The organism is Streptococcus sp. 4886 (assembly GCF_013276485.1).
Taxonomy (GTDB): Bacteria; Bacillota; Bacilli; order Lactobacillales; family Streptococcaceae; genus Streptococcus.
Genome location: NZ_VMLD01000009.1, coordinates 210,678 through 229,972, shown reverse-complemented (window position 1 = coordinate 229,972; position 19,295 = coordinate 210,678). Strand labels below are relative to the sequence as shown.

Below are 19,295 nucleotides of genomic sequence, written 5' to 3'. Positions count from 1 at the left end.
AAATATTTAATTATTGACAAAACCGGTTTACTAGAATATAATTTGGTTATAGAGAAGTCTTAACAAATTTGAAAGGAAGTATCAAATGACAAATACATCATTCTCAATTGAGCAGTTTTCTTTAAAAGGAAAAATTGCTCTCATCACCGGCGCTTCTTATGGAATTGGATTTGCTATTGCCAAATCCTACGCTGAGGTCGGCGCTACTATTGTCTTTAATGATATCAATCAAGACCTGGTCAATAAAGGGATTGAAGCTTATCGTGAAGTTGGCATCGAAGCCCATGGGTATGTCTGTGACGTGACAGACGAGGACGGTATCCAAGCCATGGTCAAGCAAATCGAACAAGAGGTTGGTGTCATTGACATCCTCGTTAATAACGCTGGTATTATCCGCCGCGTTCCAATGTGCGAAATGAGCGCCGCTGATTTCCGTAAGGTCATCGATATTGACTTAAACGCACCATTTATCGTTTCAAAAGCAGTCATTCCTTCTATGATAAAGAAAGGGCATGGAAAGATTATCAATATTTGCTCGATGATGAGCGAACTGGGACGTGAAACGGTTAGCGCTTATGCTGCCGCTAAAGGCGGCTTGAAAATGTTGACCCGCAACATTGCGTCTGAATACGGTGGAGCCAATATCCAATGTAACGGAATCGGGCCGGGTTATATTGCCACTCCTCAAACAGCACCTCTTCGTGAGTTGCAAGAAGATGGTTCTCGCCACCCATTTGACCAGTTCATCATTGCAAAAACACCTGCTGCACGTTGGGGAAATCCTGAAGATTTAATGGGCCCTGCTGTCTTTCTCGCTAGTGACGCTAGCGACTTTGTCAATGGCCACATCCTATATGTAGATGGCGGTATCTTAGCCTACATCGGAAAACAACCTGAGTAAAAATAGAAAGAGGATCTTATGAAAATCGCATTAATCAATGAAAATAGTCAAGCTAGTAAGAATCACATTATTTATGATAGTCTAAAAGAAGCGACAAATAAAAAAGGCTACCAATTATTTAACTATGGTATGCGTGGAGAAGAAGGTGAAAACCCATTAACATACGTACAAAACGGCCTAATGGCTGCCATCCTTTTAAATACAAAAGCAGTCGACTTTGTTGTTACCGGCTGTGGTACGGGTGTAGGAGCTATGCTTGCTTTAAACAGCTTCCCTGGTGTTGTCTGTGGTCTAGCAGTGGACCCAACTGACGCTTACCTTTATTCTCAAATCAATGGTGGTAACGCCTTGTCTATCCCTTATGCCAAAGGATTTGGCTGGGGGGCAGAACTGACCCTCAAATTGATGTTTGAACGCTTATTTGCTGAAGAAATGGGCGGTGGCTACCCAAGAGAACGTGTAATCCCTGAACAACGCAACGCTCGTCTCTTAAACGAGGTAAAACAAATCACCTACAATGATTTGATGACCATCCTTAAAACAATCGACCAAGACTTCCTCAAAGACACCATCTCTGGCAAATACTTCCAAGAATACTTCTTTGAAAACTGCCAAGATGATGAAGTCGCTGCTTATTTGAAAGAAGTATTAGCCAAGTAAAGCTATTCTAAACCAGAAAGGAACTAATGGATGACGAAAATATTACTGTTTGGCGAACCATTAATTCGAATCTCACCATTAGATGCCACCAGTATCGGCGATCATGTTGCCAGTTCGACTTATTTTGGCGGATCAGAAATTAACATCGCTTGTAATTTGCAAGCCCTGGGTATCTCAACGAAAGTCTTTACCGCACTCCCTGCCAACGAGATTGGAGATCGTTTTCTCACATTCTTGAAACAGCACCAAATCGATACCAGTTCAATCTGTCGGCTTGGCGATCGAATCGGCCTCTACTTTTTGGAGAACGGCTTTGGTTGTCGTCAAAGTGAAGTTTTCTACGATCGTAAGCATACGAGTATCAGCCAGATTCGGCCAAACATGCTAGATATGGGTTCTCTCTTTCAGGGGATTAGCCATTTTCATTTTAGTGGAATCACTGTAGCTATCGGTCAAGAGGTTCGTACCCTCCTTCTCCTACTCTTGGAAGAAGCCAAGCGCCGAGGGATTATCGTTTCAATGGACCTCAATCTGAGGACAAAGATGATTTCAATCCTAGAAGCCAAGTATGAATTTTCTAAGTTTGCACGTTTCGCTGACTATTGCTTTGGTATTGATCCTCTCATGATTGATGACCAAAATCTAGAGATGTTCCCAAGAGACAGAGCCAGCCTAAAAGAGGTGGAAAATCGCATGCGACAATTAAAAGAAGCCTATGGTTTCAAGGCCATTTTCCATACCCTCCGCTCTAGTGATGAACAAGACAAAAATGTCTATCAGGCCTATGCTCTGGGAGAACGATTTGAAGAGTCTGTCCAACTAAAAACTGCAGTCTATCAACGAGTTGGTAGCGGGGATGCCTTTATATCTGGTGCCCTTTATCAACTACTCCATCATTCCTCCTTAAAAACTACCATTGACTTTGCAGTTGCGAGCGCAACTCTCAAATGTACTCTTCCAGGAGACCATCTCTCCACTTCCGAAACTAGTATTGAAAAATTACTGGCAAATGCACAAGATATCATTCGTTAGGAGAATTACATGACCAAATCAGATACGATTATTGAACTAAAAAAACAAAAAATTGTCGCTGTTATTCGAGGAAATACAAAGGAAGAAGGACTGCAAGCCTCGATTGCTTGTATCAAGGGAGGTATCAAAGCTATTGAAATCGCCTATACCAATCAGTATGCAGGGCAAATCATCAAGGAACTTGTAGACTTGTATCAGGACGATCAAAGTGTTTGTATCGGTGCAGGTACTGTGATTGATGCCGTAACTGCTAGAGATGCTATTCTAGCCGGAGCAAATTACGTTGTTTCTCCATCTTTCCATGCTGAAACTGCAAAAATGTGCAATCTCTATAGCACTCCGTACATTCCAGGCTGTATTACTCTCACAGAGATAACGACTGCACTTGAAGCCGGTAGTGAAATCATTAAACTCTTCCCAGGTAGTGCTCTCAGTCCAGCATATATCTCTGCAGTCAAGGCACCGATCCCACAAGTTTCCGTAATGGTAACCGGAGGAGTCGGCCTAAACAACATTCCTCAATGGTTCGCTGCTGGTGCAGACGCCGTTGGAATTGGTGGCGAACTCAATAAACTCGCTTCCCAAGGCGACTTTGACCGCATTAGCGAGATTGCCCAACAGTATGTTACACTCAGATAAAATGAAGTGAAAATAGTCTGGGACAAAAGTCTAACCTTAAATATAAAAAGCGAACAAAACGAGTTATCTGACACTCAGAATTCTGTATTGTTCGCTTTTTTGTCTAATCTATCGATTTTTAAAATTTATAATAAAGAATTTCTAAAATCAAAATCTTTTTGTTCCAAACTCTTTTTAAAAGAAAAATCCGAAGATGTTTGACTTTCTTCGGATTTTTTCTATTTTCCACAGTTTCATGTGATTCATCTTAGATGATGAACAAATCAGTTATTCTTTCCTCTACGGAATAGATAAGTCGCCCCAAGTAGCAAGAGCCCTAGACTTGCCAAGATTGACTGACCTTCTCCTGTCTGAGGGAGATTCTTTTGATCCGAATGGTTCTTTTCTTCTTCAGATTTTTCCTTTTCTTTTGAATCCTGAGTTTGTGGTTGAGCTGCTTGTTCTAACTTTTTAAAGACTTCCTGATCTGGAGCTGATTCCTGGGTTTCAGGATTGTAGTAGGCAACCTTATAGTCATCCCCTTCTTTTCGAATCGTATAGACCCCACGTTTCAAGACTTGGAATTGGTTGGAAATAGTAGAGACAGAATCATCATATTTCACAATGCCCCAAACTCCTTGTTTGGCATCATAAACAGACTGAAGGATCTCATTGTTATCGATGAGACTACTTTCTAACTCTTTTACCATTTGATTGAAGGTGGCACGATCCACGTTAGGGATGAGCATATAGCCATAAGAATCCCCATTTTACTTATGAGCCTGACTAATCATAAGAAATTCATTTTCAACTTCCTTGTCTGACTGTCCTTCATTGATATCCTTCCAAGATCCCTTTTGGACAGCCTTACTCATACTGATTGAACTCTTCTTAAAGAAAAAGTAACCAATATTCTTTTTCGAATCGGACGATTCTAAGAAGACACTTTGGGTTTCAGGATAATCCTTTTCTTGTTCCGTGAGGGAGGCTTCTTTATCATTGACATAGACTTTATATGGATCACTTGATTCCAGTTTTCTCTGGTCAATTGTAGTTGCAGCAGTATCTATTGAAGTGTTTTGGATATTACTTCCTAAAAAGGCGATCTTATCCTTCAGCATAAACCAGCTCTTATGAGCAGTCAGTGTTTGATTCCAGTTAGTGAGATCCATGGTTGCTGTCGCATTGGCCTCATCTAGTGTGCTCGTTCCAACGAAAGCAGACGGTAGAACTTTACCTGTATCACTATCCGATCTCTTAGCATCTGTTCCTGTCGCACCAGGCATCTTATATGGATTAACTGTTGGCCAGTAGCCATCGCTATAGTGACTCAAATCGCCATTGTAAAGATAGAACATCCCATCACTCGTATACCAACCACGTTTGTTTTCCTTGTTCATGTGTTCGTAATTCAAGATACGACTGGAAAAGAGTGACAAGCCAAATCCAAACCCTTTCTCCGCATTGTACATAGCTGTTTTATCCATCTTATTAAAGGCAGATAGATAACTGGTTCTTGGAACACTTGCGACTCCAGCATCGCTTAACAAAGATTGCATCAAACTGATATCCTTATAAGTCTTCAAATTCTTAAAGACATCATAATAACTATCCGATTGGACAATGGTCTTCACAAAACTCTGCAAACGTTGTTTGGTTTCTCCTTCAGACATATCCGCTATCCGGTGAATCCCTCTTAGCACTTCTACTACGGCCACGTGCCCCTCGCAATTTGCACGACTGATCGAGCGTCCACGACTCATATCCATCAGCTCTCCATTCACCAGCAAAGGGGCAAACGATTTATCAATCCAGTGGTACATAGTTTGCATTTTATCTTTATTGATTGGGCTCTTGGTCTTTTGAATGACTGGCAACAGTTGAGACAGGCCATCAATCAAGACATCCCCATAAGCACCCGTATAGGCAACATTGGTGTGGTCGATATAGAATCCATCTTGATAAAAACCTTCACCTTGGTCTACCAACTTGAACACTTGCTCAATCGAACGAATGGTAGAAGAAATTTCTTGGTCATCCTTGCGCAGTAAAACAGCTATTACTTTTACCCTTCCCATATCCACTAAGTTTCCACCTAGGGACTTAAATGGGTTATCAGTCGTCTTTCGGAAATATTCGGGATCTGGCGCAAATTTTTCAATCACATCTGTATACTTTTTAATTTCCTCATCAGAGAAGTATTCTTTCATCAGAGACAAGGTATTGTTGATGGCACTAGGTGTACTGATTTCATAATCCCGCCAACTCCCAACAATGTTTTTTTCACTATTGTAGACATGTTTATGCATCCATTCCATGGAATCCCTAACTGTTCGAATAACGGTTTCATCCTGATAATAACGAAAAGAAGGATTGGTCACTTGCTTGGCCATCTCCTCCAATTTCCGATAAGTAGCAGTTAGATTCGCAGACGTTTTATAATTTGAAAATTTTTCCCACAAATAGGTGCGGCCCGCCTGACTTGAAATACTGGATAGGCTATCAGCCACTTTTCCTTCCAGTTCCTGGTTTAATTTGGCCATCTGTTCATTTTTAGAATCATAGTATTGATTCCCAGCGATGATACCATTCCAGTCATCCAAACGGGCTGTGTATGCATCCTTAACAGAGGCTAGAATCTTCAAAGGAATCTTTTTCACCTCCTTTCCATCTTTACTGACAATGACATTGGTTGTCCCTTCCTTAAGAGGTTCTAAAATTCCATTTTTGACTGAAGCAAAATCAGGATTTTCTACCTTATAAGTATAGTCTGCAAGAGCAAAGACATGTTTTTTCCCAATTGGTAAATCAATCTTTTCCTCGAGCTGTTTATCTGTTTGAGAATCCTCAGAAGGCTGGTCTGCTACCTCTACCAGCTCAATATCCTTAAAAGAAATAGTCCCAGTTCCCGTTTCATAGAATAACTCCAGCTTGATTTTATCAACATCTAAAGTCGGGCTATAGTCTGCTTCAATGGTCTTCCAGTCCTTTGTTCCTGATGTCGTTTCAAAATTCCACAATTGCTTGTCCTTACCACTTTCCTCAATGATACGAACCTTAGCAATCCCGACTTTATTATCTGTTTTAATCTTGAAACGCAGTTTGTACTTTTTCTTAGCTTCAATAGGGACCATACGGTGAACCACTGCCCTTAATTTCTCATGGCTTGAGATAGTGATAGCCCCATCCTTAGCCTCAATAACTCGAGTTGAGGCATCTGCAGAACTATTCTTCTGGTCTACTCAAGCTGACCACCCCTTAGCTTTGCTTCCTGTCCACGGACTGCTTCCGTCCTCCGTCTGACCAAAATCACCATTTTCAACTAAATTTTTTGTATCCCTTTGCTGATACTGAACTTCTGGCTTTTCTGAATGGTATTCGTAGGCGTTTCTTCCGCTCCAACTGTCAGATAATGGTATAATAAAAATCCTGATAAAACAAGTGAAGACAAACTCACAATGAGTTTCTTTGTTTTTGTTTGCATTTATACACTCCAATAAATCAATAGGAACTAAATCTCAAATTAGAGATTTATAGCAACTAAGTAAATCGATTTAATTAAACCACACCATTTTTTAAGCTGTTTGTAAACGATTTCTATTATATCAAGGACCTATTTTTCAACAACATCTTCCATCCGACTCGACGAAAAAAGTAAAAACTGTTACAATGTAGAAAAAGAAAAGAGGCCCTCATGACTTCACTTTATGATTTTTCCGTTTTAGACCAAAACAACCAATCAACTCCACTAGATGCCTATCGTGGTAAGGTACTCTTGATTGTCAACACTGCTACTGGATGTGGTTTAACTCCCCAGTACCAAGGACTCCAAGAACTCTATGACCGCTATCAAGACCAAGGTTTTGAGATTTTAGACTTCCCTTGCAATCAGTTTATGGGACAAGCACCAGGCAGCGCAGAGGAAATCAATAGCTTCTGTAGCCTACACTATCAAACCACCTTCCCACGTTTTGCAAAGGTCAAGGTCAACGGTAAGGAGGCAGATCCCCTCTATGTTTGGTTGAAAGACCAGAAATCTGGCCCACTAGGAAAACGAATCGAATGGAATTTCGCTAAGTTCCTCATCGGTAGTGATGGGCAGGTCTTTGAACGCTTCTCTTCAAAAACAGACCCAAAACAAATTGAAGAGGCCATACAAACCCTACTATAATTTCACAATCTCACTATGATTAGGTTTCTTTTAGCCTGATGAATAGTGAGATTTTTATTTAACTTTGACTCATACTCAATAAAAATCAAAAAGCAAACTAGGAAACTAGATGCAGCCTGCTCAAACAGATAAAACTAACAGCGAAAAACACCTCACGGAGCGAACCATGAAGTGTTGTAAAGTCTATGTTGTAGGTGCTTATTTCACATTTTCAATGTGACCAATGATAACAAATACCATACCGAAGCTTCATATACACTAAACAAATGACTTTCTAATTATCTCAATTAGTTTTCGCTAGTAAATATCATTTCCAACAAACGCCCTCTCAATTCCTTATCCTGATGATGCAAGATATTCATTAACTCATGAGAATTTTTGGCATTGATGAATTGATTTAATAATCTATCTTTTAATTCATATGGGAGAGAAGCCGTCTTTAGTAGTCTAAAAACTTCATCATTTAGGGATGTCCTTTTATGATCTTTCCATTCAAATCTAGCTGTATCATTCTTATTTGGCAATTCAATGATAGACACATTCGTTCCTTTAAAATGAATTCTATGCCTTCTATTGCTTGGAACGATACTAGAATCTCCTTGTAATGTTAACTCTACCATCCCCATTTCCCAATCGATTGATAATCTTGTTTTATATCTTTGACCATTTTGATCTTCAATCATTTCAAAGGAATGTTGTTTGCCTGGGAATACATACCAATCTACAACTTCAGGTAAATCAACACCCATATCTATCTCAGAACCAACCAAGGGAATGATTGCACCACTTTTTGCAAACACAGGTATAGTCGAAATGTCTCTATAAACACTCAACTTCACACCACCTGTATATTTTTTCTCTGAAAAGAAGTCATACCATTCACCTTCAGGGAACCATACATCTACTTTTGCAGATTGGAATGCCAAATCCATCTTTTCTACAATGGGAGCCACCATCAGTTCTGTTCCAAAAAAGTATTGATTTGGAACATTATAACTCTCATCATTCTCTGGGTAGAAATAATAGATTGGGCTGATTAATGGGGCACCTTCCTCATGTGTCTTTACATTCATGGTATATAGATATGGAATCATCTGATGTCTCAAACGAAGGTATTTCTTCATAATCTTAGATGTTGTTTCTGAAAAAAACCAAGGTTCTTTACTATTGAAGGGACTTCTAGAACTATGTAATCGAGTGATCGGACTAAAAACACCAAACTGTAGCCATCTAGTTTGTAGCTCCTCGTCATAATCCCCCAGCATGTGCCCACCGATATCATGGCTCCACCAACTATAACCGATATTTGATGCTGTCGCTGTAAAATAAGGTTGAAATCTTAAGGAATTCCAACTAATAATAGTGTCCCCTGAAAAACCAACAGGGTAGCGGTGACTACCAGGACCTGCATACCTTGATAAAATTAAGCCACCTTCTGCATTTTTACAACTATCCTGATAGTGATAATGGTTTAAAAGCCACAGTGGATCCAAGACACCTTGAGTCCCTTGTTGCCAGTCAATCCACCAAAAATCTACTCCCTGCTTTTCTAGCTCATAATGAACATCTTTAAAGTAGGCTTCTCTAAAAGATGGATTAAAAAAATCAAAAATAGCAGGTTCTTCTAGTTCTACATTTAACCCCAATCGTTTTGCGACTCGAGGATAAGCTTCTTCATAAGCCCGTATACCATCAGCAGGATGGACATTTAAGGAGAGTTTTAACTTTCTATCATGAAGTTGTTGCAATAACTGTTCTGGATTAGGTATTAAGTTTCTATTCCAACTATATCCTGTCCAGCCACTTCCAAAACGAGCTGGAATTTCAGTTATATGCCAATCCATATCTAACACACCGATAGATAATGGAATGTTCTCTGTTTCAAATCTGTCTATTAAATCCAAGTATTCATCCGACGTATAAGGCCAATATCTACTCCACCAATTGCCTAAAGCATATCTTGGCAACAAGGGTGTTGAACCCGTCAAATGGTAAAAGTCTCTGATTGCTCCTCTATAATCATGCCCATAGGCAAAGAAATAGAGATCAATTTGATTTTCTCTCTCAATATAACCAGACTGTTCATCCCAAATAAATCCTTGAGAATCATCCAATAAGGCTATACCATTTCGGCTAATAATTCCATCTTCTAACGAGATTGCTCCATCTGCCTCATCCAGAGTCCGAGCTGTTCCTTTTAACGTTTCAATAGATTCACCAAAATACCAGCGACTACCATATACGGCAAAATTTCCTTTTAATTCTATAAATAAATTTTCGGCGTTAAATTCTCCTTTATTAAAGTGCAGATGAAAATAGTCCGTCATAATATCTAGTACGTTTGATGTCTCGATATAATCTAACGAAACTTGGCCAAAATCTCTATTATAGATAAGTTGTGTCGTTCTATCCTCAAAACTTCCAGTTTGAGAGTATTCTAACCTTACTAGCTTGTCTGTTAATACAGAGATTCGATAAAACTCTCCCTTAAAAATTTTCACTTTGTTTTCCTCCTTTTAGTAAATTTCTTTACCTTATCAAACATTTTATTTGTTATCGTTACATTCATCAATCCGCAAAAAGCAAATCCCCCAAATGTAAATACGTAAATAGCTGTTAAAACTCGTTCTGGACTACTAAAACTCATATACAGTACAGAAATATTAAATAAAACCAACATGATAGCTTGTATTGGATTTAAAATACAAATTAATACGCTATTTACAATACTATTTTTTAGATTATCTTTAAATAGACCAATATAGGTAAAAATAACACTCATCAAAAGTATTATAACAAATAAAAAGGGCAACACTAACAATAAACTATACTCTGAAAATAAACTTGAATAGCCCCAAAGACAATAGTTCACATATAAAAGTAATTCTATTAGGAGGATAAACAACCAAATAAAAGTTGATTGTTTAAAATTTTGTCTAAAGATCCGAAAATAATGATAAGCAATATCGGTATCTTTACCTTTTAAAATACGATACCACATTGTCGTAAGAGAAGTTAATGATGCCCCAATTGTAACTATTGGAATACAACTAACAATAAATAGAGTATTTAAAATAATTAAATCTGTCAAAAAAGTTAAAATTCTAACCACTTTTCCATCTAATGAAAATAATTTTTGCATAATATATTCTCCATAAAATCAATCGTCTTAACTCTATATTTTAGAATGTCAGTTGCACAAAAATATTACCTAAATTATTTAAAAAACATTTCCAAATTTCTTTAAAAATTAGAATAAAGGAAGCGAGATAATTTGATGTTATCAGTCTCGCTTCCTGTAACTAGCTAGTCCCTTGTTTATACAACCAAGAGTTCATATAAAGTATTACTCTTTTACTTCTTTTTGGTAACGATTATATGCTTCCTGTTGAATCTTCATAAATTCGTCCAATCCCATATTCTTAAGAGTTTCTTTGTATGAGTCCCATTCTTTTTCTATGCCGCCTTCAACTACCCATTTAGATGCTTGTTGTTTGACATAAGATTCAATACTCACATAGATTGATGATAATTTGTTAAGTTCTTCTTGTGAATAAATCACATTAGGGTAAGCTGGCAACGCAAATTGTTTCAAATCTTGGTCCATCTTCAATTTCAATCCATCACCTTGTGTTTGATCGATTTCTACGCGACTATTGATATCATCGCTTACGTATTTAGGACCAAAATCTCGAAGTGAATGAATCCATGCCCATTCATCAGCTGATTTACCATCTTTAGGAGGTAACACTTTAAACTTATCACCATTCTTTTCAGTAGCTATTCCAAATGATCCATAGAAATTCTGAATACTTGCTTCATCTGTATATAATTTATCCAACCATTTCAATAATTTAGCAGGATTTTTACTCTTATTTGTAATCAAAATCTCATTGCGACCATAGTTGTAATGATCTGGATCAGAAAAGACATATTGTTTTCCATCCATACCTTTTAAAGCAGGTAGAGCAATATACTCACTTGAATGTAAGCCAAACGTTGCATCTGCTGTCCAACCACTAGAAACACCTACTCTAGATACTCCCTTATCCATACGTTTCGCAACACTCATAGAGGTATCTTCTGTAAAGATTTCCGGATCAATCAAACCTTTTTTATAAGATTCGTGCATTGCTGCAATCCCTTGTTTATAACTTTCTTCTGTACGAAGGTAGACTGGTTTTCCATCTTTTACAGACATTTCATATGTATTATCTGCACCTAAACGATTATTGAACGGAAGAATATATGAGAATGTTGGATCAAAGTTTCCTGCTCCGAATGGAATTTCATCAGAAGCGTCTCCATTTCCGTTCGCATCTTTATCCTTAAATTCTTGTAGTACTTTTACTAAATCATCATAAGTTTCTGGAACCTTTAATCCTAAATTATCCAGCCACTTTTTATTAATAAATAGCTGATTAGCTACAGTAGGACGCATCGGTAATTTTTTAGGTAGACTGTAGATATGACCATCTGGTGAAGTAATCATCGCTTTAATCTTAGGTTCTTTCTCCATAGCCTTAGTTAAATTAGGCATATTTTCCTTGATTAAATCTTCCAATGGAATAAACAAAGATTGGTTCTGAGCAATTTCTGAATCTGTAAATGCATTTGAACCTAAAAATGCATCTGGTAAATCTCCGCTAGCAACCAACACAGATTTCTTATCTGCCCAATCTGCTGCTACAAGTGTATCCCATTTAACATCAATACCTGCTTCCTTGGCAGAATCTGTTAGAAAACCTTTATGATAATCTTCTCCCCAGTCAGACCAACGAACAGTTGTGATTTTATAAGAGTCTTCTCCAGATTTATCGTCCTTATTCGCATTATTAGAATTTGCACAGGCTGTTAAGCCAGCAAGTGTAACTGTTCCTAAGAACAAATATGTAAATGATTTATTTTTCATGTCTTTCTCCTATTCTTTCAACGCGCCAATCATTACGCCTTGATTAAAATATTTTTGAACAAAGGGATATAGCAACATAATCGGAGCGGTTGAAATAACAATTGCTGCATATTTCATCATATCAGCTTTGATACGAAGATCTGATGCCACTTCTCCTGTTGCTTGCGATTGTAACATTTGATTACTAATTAGTAAACGTCGTAAAATTAATTGCAATGGTTGTAAATTTTCATTCGTTAAATAAATTAAAGCATTAAACCACGAATTCCAAATACCAACTGCAGTCCAAAGTCCAATAACTGCTATAATAGCTTTTGATAAAGGAACGACTATCTTAATAAAATAACGAATTGTACCACATCCATCAATTTGCGCAGCCTCCCACATCCCGTCTGGAATACTATTATTAAAGAAAGTTCTAGCAACAATAATATTGTATGATGAAACTGCAAAAGGTATTACCATTACCCAAAATGTATCAATCAAGCCTACATTCTTTACTGTTAAGTAGGTAGGAATCAAGCCACCTGATACAAACATAGGGATTATGTATAGAATACTCATCCATTTTCTACCAACTAATTCTTTTCTAGATAAAGCATAACCAGCTGGAATATTGACTACTAAAGCAACTAAGGTACCAACAACAGTATATAAAATTGTATTTAAATAGCTACGTAAAAATAAAGGTTGTTGAATAAGATGTAAATATCCATCTAATTTCCATTCTCTAGGAATAAACCATACCTTCCCATTTGCAACATCTGAAGGATTACTAAAAGATGCAATCACTACAAACCATAACGGATAAACAATTAACAGGATGAGGAAAATTGCTAAACCATAGGTAACCATATCAAATAATAATTCAGAGTTTGTTTTTCTTGATTTATGAAACCATTTCACCTTGAGCACTCCTTCCTTTAAAAAAGACCCGTTCTAGTATATCTTTTCGAGAACCAGTTAACAGATAACAAAATTATTAGATTAACTACCGTGTTAAATAACCCTATAGCTGTCGAATAACTATACTGAAAGTTCACCATACCAACTTTATAAACATAGGTCGAAATTATCTCACTTCCTGCTAAATTAAGTGGATTCTGTAGTAGTAACACTTTCTCAAAACCTACACTTAATAAACTACCTGCTCTTAATATTAATAAAATCATAGCAGTCGGCAAAAGCAATGGTAATTCTATATGCCGAATTTTTTGTAACCTAGAAGCACCATCCATAGTTGCAGCCTCATAATATGTAGGATCAATTGCAGAAAGCGCCGCTAGATAAATAATACTATCCCAACCAATATGTTGCCATACATCACTCCAAACATAAACACCTGCAAAATGACTAGGTTTTGATAAAAAATCTGGAATAGTGATTCCAATAGACTTAAATACATTCGCTAACAAACCACTAGTAGGAGATAAAAATAAGATGATCATCCCACACATAACCATTGTAGAGATAAAATGAGGTAAGTAAGTTGTCACTTGAAATATTTTTCTAAATTTCCCAACTCTTAACTGATTACTAATGATAGCTAGTATAATAGGTAAGGGGAATCCTACTACAATACTATAAAGTGAAATTTTTAATGTATTGAACATAGTTGTCCCGAATTGGAATGATGAGAAAAATTGAGTAAAGTACTTAAATCCTACCCACTGACTAGCAAAGATACCATTGGCTGGTGAATAGTCTTTAAATGCAATAATTAGTCCCAACATGGGAATATAGGAAAATAAAATCAATAGCAATATTGAAGGAAAAAGTAATATATATAACGGAATACTATGCTTTAATTTTATTTTATGAAGTTGAGATGCTACTTTCATGTTTTTCCTCCCATCTGATTTTCTACGATTATTTTACACCATATAGAATTCTCTTAATAGAACTTTTTGGACTAGGTTTATCAATTTTTCAGTTTTTTAATTTTAAAAACTATTACTTTTCCGACATCTTGATAAAACATATCTGTTTTGTTACATGATATCGTATTTTCAAAGTGCTATAATTTTAAGAGGAGAATAGTATATGAAATTAAATCACGACTTATCAAAAAAACATTCCATTCATTTTTTCTTTAAACTCCTACTTGTACTACTATTGATAAATATTTTAATCAATATTGCTATGAGTAACATAACCAGAAATTTTATTAAAAACCAAAATATAGTACACCTACGTAGTTCAATTGAAATTTATGCTGATTCTGTTAATGAGAAATTGCATTCTGTAGAACGCTTTATGTACTCAACAATAACGCATAATGAATCTTTAGAGAACTTAAATCATGTACAAACGTTTCTTGAGTATCAAGAAAATCTTAAAAAAGTTCAAACTAGCTTTATAGAGTTTGAATATCAAAATGAAACTCATATGACATTCTTATTAGAAACCGATAGTACTGAACATTTTATAAATGTCTCCAATCTTTATATTCCATATGAAGATTATCTACTGTTAAAATCAAATCTAAAATCATTGCGTAGTGATATAAGTGACCGTAAATGGAAAAATATAACTACTAAAAACAGCGAATACTTAGTTAAATCTGTTCATTACGAAGGAAAAATCATTTATGCCGTCATATCTTCAGAAGATATCCTAAAACCTCTCAAAAAACTCAATATTGGAAATAATGGTAAACTTTCCCTAAAAGAGCCTAACAATATACCCTCCGAAAACTACCTGATTCATGCTCAAAATGAAAAAACGCATTTACCTTTCGATATTTATGTTTTAGTCGATTATGTCGAAGTCTTTAGAAATATCACACTCTTAGAAGTATTTTTATCAGCTGTTCCTATCATTATCACCATTTTATCAATCATCATTATCCTGTATATTCGTCAATGGATGATTAAACCAATAACAAGACTCACTGAACGGCTCTCTCAACTTGGGGACTCCATCCCCCCTTCTGAATTTTTTATATCTGAAGGTATACTAGAAATTGATAAGGCAAATGATAAACTTAATAAAGTAATATTTGACATGCAAGAATTAAAAATACGAGAATACCATTCACAACTAGAACTTAAGAAGATTGAGCTTAATTATCTTAAGAACCAAATTCGTCCGCATTTCTACTTAAATATGTTATCAATGATTCATAGTATGCTTCAAACAAAAAACTATAAAGAAATTGAAGAGTTAACTATCCTAACTTCAAATTATCTCCGTCATTTATTTATGGCTAATCAAGATTTTTCAGAACTTAAAGATGAAGTTCAGCATATTAAAGATTATTTAGAAATACAACGAATTCGATATGGAAATAGCATCTACTTTTCATTAAACTACAATGATGACCTACAAAATACTCTTGTCCCATCATTACTTTTACAAACATTTATTGAAAACACAATCAAACACGGTTTTTCATTTCAGGATTTATTTACAATTTTACTATCAATAAAAAAAGTAAAAACTGAGGACTCAGATTATATTCAGATTTGTATCGAAGATAATGGTCCAGGTTTCTCTGAAGAAATTTTATCAAAACTAAATCAGAAACAGTCTCTAATAACAGAAGATGGACATCATATCGGGATCACAAACACCATCGAACGTTTAAATCTTCTCTATCCCAACGACTATAGTATTGCATTTGAAAATAGTGAAGAAGGTGGGGCTAAAATTCTTTTACTTATTCCATACAAGATTATAGATGGAGGTTATAATGAACATCTTATTAGTTGATGACGATCGTTTTATCATTGAAGCTTTACGAGAGAAAATAAATTGGGCTAAACTACACATTGACACTGTTTATGTTGCCTATAGCCTCACTCAAGCTCAAAATATTATTAGAGAACATCCTATTGATCTCATGATAAGCGATATAGAAATGCCTCAAGGTAGTGGCCTCGATCTCTTATCGTGGATTAGAAATGAAAAATATGATATAAAAACAGTTTTTTTAACCAATTACGCCGACTTCAACTATGCTCAAAAAGCAATTGAATTACAAAGCTTCGAATACTATCTAAAACCCATTAACTTCGAAAAATTAGAATTTATTATTCAAAAAGCCATTAGTAAAATTGAGAATCATAACTTAAACGGAAAAAATGATGCACTTTTACAAATAGAAGATAACTTCTGGTATGATTACCTTAGAAAACCTCAAATTTCTCGCATTGATGAGCTAGAAAATATAGCAAGCAAACAAGATTTTATTCTTCAAAAACACCAGTATTTTTTTCTTGCAGTTTTAACAATCAATCTTAATGAAGAAGATTATTCTGCAGAAACTCCATCATGGACTTCTCAACTAAAAAGAGAACTTCAAAGAATTTCACAACCTTCTTATAAACTGATAAGTCTATTCAAAATGGAAAGCCAGGTTGATCAATATGTTTGTCTCTTTAGAGTAGACTCATCCAAACGTAGTGACAAATTGGCATATGAGATTCATTCTCAAATTTCTAATAACTTTAGTAAATACTCAAACATTATATATAAGAGTTGCCATAAAATATCCGATATTTTATTTCATACCAAAGAACTCTACACTTATAATGAACAATATGTTTCTTATTGGAATACTATTACATGTGTTCCACATAGTTTCCCAACTTCTTTCAAAACAGAAACTCTTTCAATTACTTTTTTAGATAGCTTAAGCGAATATGAATTAAGAGAAAAAATTGATTCACTTGCTTACAATTCTCAAATTCCTACTTTCACACTACAACAAATTTTACTAGATTGGACTCAACAAATAGGAATATATCTAGATCAAAATGGAATCTCGGCACATAAATTATTCCAAAACAGCACTCATGATTTCCTATTCCAACGACGCTTTCATTCAATTGAATCTTTTCAGGATTACTTTGATTATTACTGGTCACATGCTAAGAAATTTGCAACAAACATTGAAAATCAAAAAAATAGTATTCAACGCATCGTCGAATACATAGATCATCACTACTATGAAGATATAAATCGTTCTATATTAGCAGATATGGTTTATCTCAGCGCAGATCATTTAGCTAGAATTTTTAAAAAAGAAACTGGAGAAACTCTTGTTAAATATATAACGGATAAACGCATTAATGCTGCTAAATCTCTCCTATCTCAAACAAATATCTCAATATCACAAGTATCTTGTCAAGTAGGGTATGATAATTATTCTTACTTTACTAAAATTTTTAAACAAAGGACTGGACTTTCTCCTGGAGATTACCGTAAAACTTATCAAAACAAAACGTAAGCAATGTAAATTATTGAAATGCTAAAGACTGTGGTAAGCTTTGACACTCTACAATTTTTCCAAAGATAGCTCCATAAACTTATTTGAAATTGCTGATAAGGTAACTTCTTAAAAAGTCAGTTTGAGAAAAACATCCAGTAAATATTTCTAGGATAAAACGTATACTATCAAGCTTTTACGCCTGATAGTATGCGCTTTTTATTTGAATACTTGCTATAACACCTTATAAGGTTTACTATCATGCCATACCAAAATGGACTATTTTTTAATTACAGAAAAACACTATTTCTAAATACTTAGAAATAATAAAATAAATTCCATTTTATTTCTAAATATTTGAAAATAATATCTATTTGTATTATACTATCTTTGAGGTATCTATTATGAACTATATTAAAAGACCACATTATTTAGATTTTTTAAGAAGACATCGTGACCGTCAAATCATTAAGGTTGTGAGTGGAGTTAGACGAGCTGGTAAATCTGTGCTTTTTCAACTCTATAAAGAGGAGTTACTAGCAACTGGGGTAGACGAGGATCAAATCATATCCATCAATTTTGAGGATCTGAGTTATTATGACCTCCGACATTTTCAAACATTATACGCTTATATAAAAGAGCAATTAGTTAGCGAGAAAACATACTATATCTTTTTAGATGAAATTCAACATGTTGAAAAATTTGAACTGGTAGCAGATAGTCTATTCATCTTGCCAAATGTTGACCTCTATTTGACTGGATCAAACGCTTACTTTATGAGTAGCCAATTAGCTACAAACTTGACTGGTCGGTATGTTGAGATAGAGGTCCTTCCTTTGTCATTTGAAGAATACCTATCAGGTCAATCTCTCTCAGAGAATCTGAATACAACAGAAATTTTTAACAATTATCTCTTTAGTGCTTTCCCTTACTTATTGCAAACATCATCTTACGCTGAAAAAATTGATTATCTAAGAGGAATATATAACTCAATACTGTTAAATGATATTGTCACTAGATTGGGAAATCCAAATCCTACTATTATTGAGCGCATTGTCCGAACCCTTCTCAGTAGTACAGGTAGCTTAATATCAACAAATAAGATTCGTAATACCCTAGTCAGCCAAAACGTTTCAATATCCCATAATACTTTAGAAAATTATTTGACGACTTTGACAGACAGTTTACTTTTTTATTCCGTCCCACGTTTTGATGTCAAAGGTCGAGCATTATTGCAACGCTTAGAAAAATATTATCCCGTTGATTTAGGTTTACGACACCTCTTATTGCCAGACCACAAAGAAGACATTGGGCATATCTTGGAAAATATGGTATATTTGGAATTGAGACGTAGATATTCACAAGTATATGTTGGTAATTTAGATAAATATGAGGTTGATTTTGTTGTTGTAACTGATCTTGGTCACTACGCTTATTATCAAGTCAGTGAAACAACACTTGCTCCTGAGACACTAGAAAGAGAACTTAGACCACTAGAAGCCATTAAAGATCAATTTCCTAAATATCTATTAACAATGGATACGATTCAGCCAACAGCCAATTACAATGGTATTGAGAAGAAAAACATTATAGATTGGTTACTAGAAAAATAGATAATCATAAATCATACATCTAACTAGATTTGCAACAGTCTGTTATCAATGATTCTACCAAAACCCTAACAAGATATAGCGAATTTAGAACACTGATACTTGAAAGATAACATGGGATCTATAACTTTTGGAAGTACTATCATCATAGTCTTGTTAAAGAAAAGCATCACCCACTT

General features: G+C 35.4%; 13 protein-coding genes and 1 pseudogene. 8 read left to right on the top strand and 6 right to left on the bottom strand.

Annotated features, from left to right (window positions below):
• The first annotated feature begins 85 nt into the window (after positions 1–85).
• From HT679_RS05480 to HT679_RS05465, 4 genes are read left to right on the top strand one after another with little or no spacing between them, the layout of a single operon-like run.
• Entirely contained in the window at positions 86–901 is an 816-nt protein-coding gene (locus HT679_RS05480) for a gluconate 5-dehydrogenase (RefSeq protein ID WP_000185889.1), read from the top strand.
• 18 nt (positions 902–919) lie between these two features.
• On the top strand, positions 920–1,561 hold the full coding sequence (locus HT679_RS05475; RefSeq protein ID WP_173213407.1) for an RpiB/LacA/LacB family sugar-phosphate isomerase: 642 nt from the start codon (positions 920–922) through the stop codon (positions 1,559–1,561).
• A gap of 30 nt (positions 1,562–1,591) precedes the next feature.
• On the top strand, positions 1,592–2,593 hold the full coding sequence (locus HT679_RS05470) for a sugar kinase (RefSeq protein WP_173213405.1): 1,002 nt from the start codon (positions 1,592–1,594) through the stop codon (positions 2,591–2,593).
• 9 nt (positions 2,594–2,602) lie between these two features.
• Positions 2,603–3,232 carry a bifunctional 4-hydroxy-2-oxoglutarate aldolase/2-dehydro-3-deoxy-phosphogluconate aldolase gene (locus tag HT679_RS05465; protein WP_049513598.1) on the top strand — a complete coding sequence of 210 codons (630 nt, stop codon included), beginning with the start codon at positions 2,603–2,605 and terminating at the stop codon, positions 3,230–3,232.
• 263 nt (positions 3,233–3,495) lie between these two features.
• Here HT679_RS05465 and HT679_RS05460 read toward each other — a convergent pair.
• Positions 3,496–6,695: pseudogene (locus tag HT679_RS05460) on the bottom strand (LPXTG-anchored hyaluronate lyase).
• Positions 6,696–6,905: 210 nt separating this feature from the next.
• Here HT679_RS05460 and HT679_RS05455 point away from each other — a divergent pair.
• The gene (locus tag HT679_RS05455; RefSeq protein WP_173213403.1) at positions 6,906–7,382 is read left to right on the top strand and encodes a glutathione peroxidase; all 477 of its coding nucleotides are present in this window, start codon (positions 6,906–6,908) and stop codon (positions 7,380–7,382) included.
• 287 nt (positions 7,383–7,669) lie between these two features.
• Here the strand turns inward: HT679_RS05455 and HT679_RS05450 are convergent, their stop codons facing one another.
• The 5 genes from HT679_RS05450 to HT679_RS05430 form a co-directional block, all read right to left on the bottom strand.
• Complete coding sequence (locus HT679_RS05450) at positions 7,670–9,883, bottom strand: TIM-barrel domain-containing protein (RefSeq protein ID WP_173213401.1); 2,214 nt, start codon at positions 9,881–9,883, stop codon at positions 7,670–7,672.
• On the bottom strand, positions 9,880–10,524 hold the full coding sequence (locus HT679_RS05445; protein ID WP_173213399.1) for a YesL family protein: 645 nt from the start codon (positions 10,522–10,524) through the stop codon (positions 9,880–9,882). The genes HT679_RS05450 and HT679_RS05445 overlap by 4 nt, the downstream gene beginning before the upstream one ends.
• Positions 10,525–10,728: 204 nt before the next feature.
• Positions 10,729–12,294: an extracellular solute-binding protein gene (locus HT679_RS05440; RefSeq protein WP_173213397.1), complete on the bottom strand. Its 1,566-nt coding sequence runs from the start codon at positions 12,292–12,294 to the stop codon at positions 10,729–10,731.
• A gap of 9 nt (positions 12,295–12,303) precedes the next feature.
• A complete protein-coding gene (locus HT679_RS05435; protein ID WP_173213395.1) occupies positions 12,304–13,200 on the bottom strand; it encodes an ABC transporter permease subunit in 897 nt (298 codons plus the stop codon).
• A gap of 17 nt (positions 13,201–13,217) precedes the next feature.
• Positions 13,218–14,135, bottom strand: a complete 918-nt coding sequence (locus HT679_RS05430; RefSeq protein WP_172931953.1) for an ABC transporter permease subunit — start codon at positions 14,133–14,135, stop codon at positions 13,218–13,220.
• 202 nt (positions 14,136–14,337) lie between these two features.
• On the opposite strand from HT679_RS05430, the gene HT679_RS05425 reads away from it, so the two are divergent.
• From HT679_RS05425 to HT679_RS05415, 3 genes are all read left to right on the top strand, one after another.
• Positions 14,338–16,008, top strand: a complete 1,671-nt coding sequence (locus HT679_RS05425; protein ID WP_173213393.1) for a histidine kinase — start codon at positions 14,338–14,340, stop codon at positions 16,006–16,008.
• On the top strand, positions 15,989–17,527 hold the full coding sequence (locus tag HT679_RS05420) for a helix-turn-helix domain-containing protein (RefSeq protein ID WP_173213391.1): 1,539 nt from the start codon (positions 15,989–15,991) through the stop codon (positions 17,525–17,527). The genes HT679_RS05425 and HT679_RS05420 overlap by 20 nt, the downstream gene beginning before the upstream one ends.
• A gap of 383 nt (positions 17,528–17,910) precedes the next feature.
• The gene (locus HT679_RS05415; protein WP_173213389.1) at positions 17,911–19,119 is read left to right on the top strand and encodes an ATP-binding protein; all 1,209 of its coding nucleotides are present in this window, start codon (positions 17,911–17,913) and stop codon (positions 19,117–19,119) included.
• Positions 19,120–19,295: the final 176 nt, after the last annotated feature.

What these genes read in the sequence shown, in the direction of transcription:
- HT679_RS05480 (WP_000185889.1), top strand. Translation starts at nt 86, where the DNA reads ATGACAAATACATCATTCTCAATTGAGCAGTTTTCTTTAAAAGGAAAA.
- HT679_RS05475 (WP_173213407.1), top strand. Translation starts at nt 920, where the DNA reads ATGAAAATCGCATTAATCAATGAAAATAGTCAAGCTAGTAAGAATCAC.
- HT679_RS05470 (WP_173213405.1), top strand. Translation starts at nt 1,592, where the DNA reads ATGACGAAAATATTACTGTTTGGCGAACCATTAATTCGAATCTCACCA.
- HT679_RS05465 (WP_049513598.1), top strand. Translation starts at nt 2,603, where the DNA reads ATGACCAAATCAGATACGATTATTGAACTAAAAAAACAAAAAATTGTC.
- HT679_RS05455 (WP_173213403.1), top strand. Translation starts at nt 6,906, where the DNA reads ATGACTTCACTTTATGATTTTTCCGTTTTAGACCAAAACAACCAATCA.
- HT679_RS05445 (WP_173213399.1), bottom strand. Translation starts at nt 10,524, where the DNA reads ATGCAAAAATTATTTTCATTAGATGGAAAAGTGGTTAGAATTTTAACT.
- HT679_RS05440 (WP_173213397.1), bottom strand. Translation starts at nt 12,294, where the DNA reads ATGAAAAATAAATCATTTACATATTTGTTCTTAGGAACAGTTACACTT.
- HT679_RS05430 (WP_172931953.1), bottom strand. Translation starts at nt 14,135, where the DNA reads ATGAAAGTAGCATCTCAACTTCATAAAATAAAATTAAAGCATAGTATT.
- HT679_RS05425 (WP_173213393.1), top strand. Translation starts at nt 14,338, where the DNA reads ATGAAATTAAATCACGACTTATCAAAAAAACATTCCATTCATTTTTTC.
- HT679_RS05420 (WP_173213391.1), top strand. Translation starts at nt 15,989, where the DNA reads ATGAACATCTTATTAGTTGATGACGATCGTTTTATCATTGAAGCTTTA.
- HT679_RS05415 (WP_173213389.1), top strand. Translation starts at nt 17,911, where the DNA reads ATGAACTATATTAAAAGACCACATTATTTAGATTTTTTAAGAAGACAT.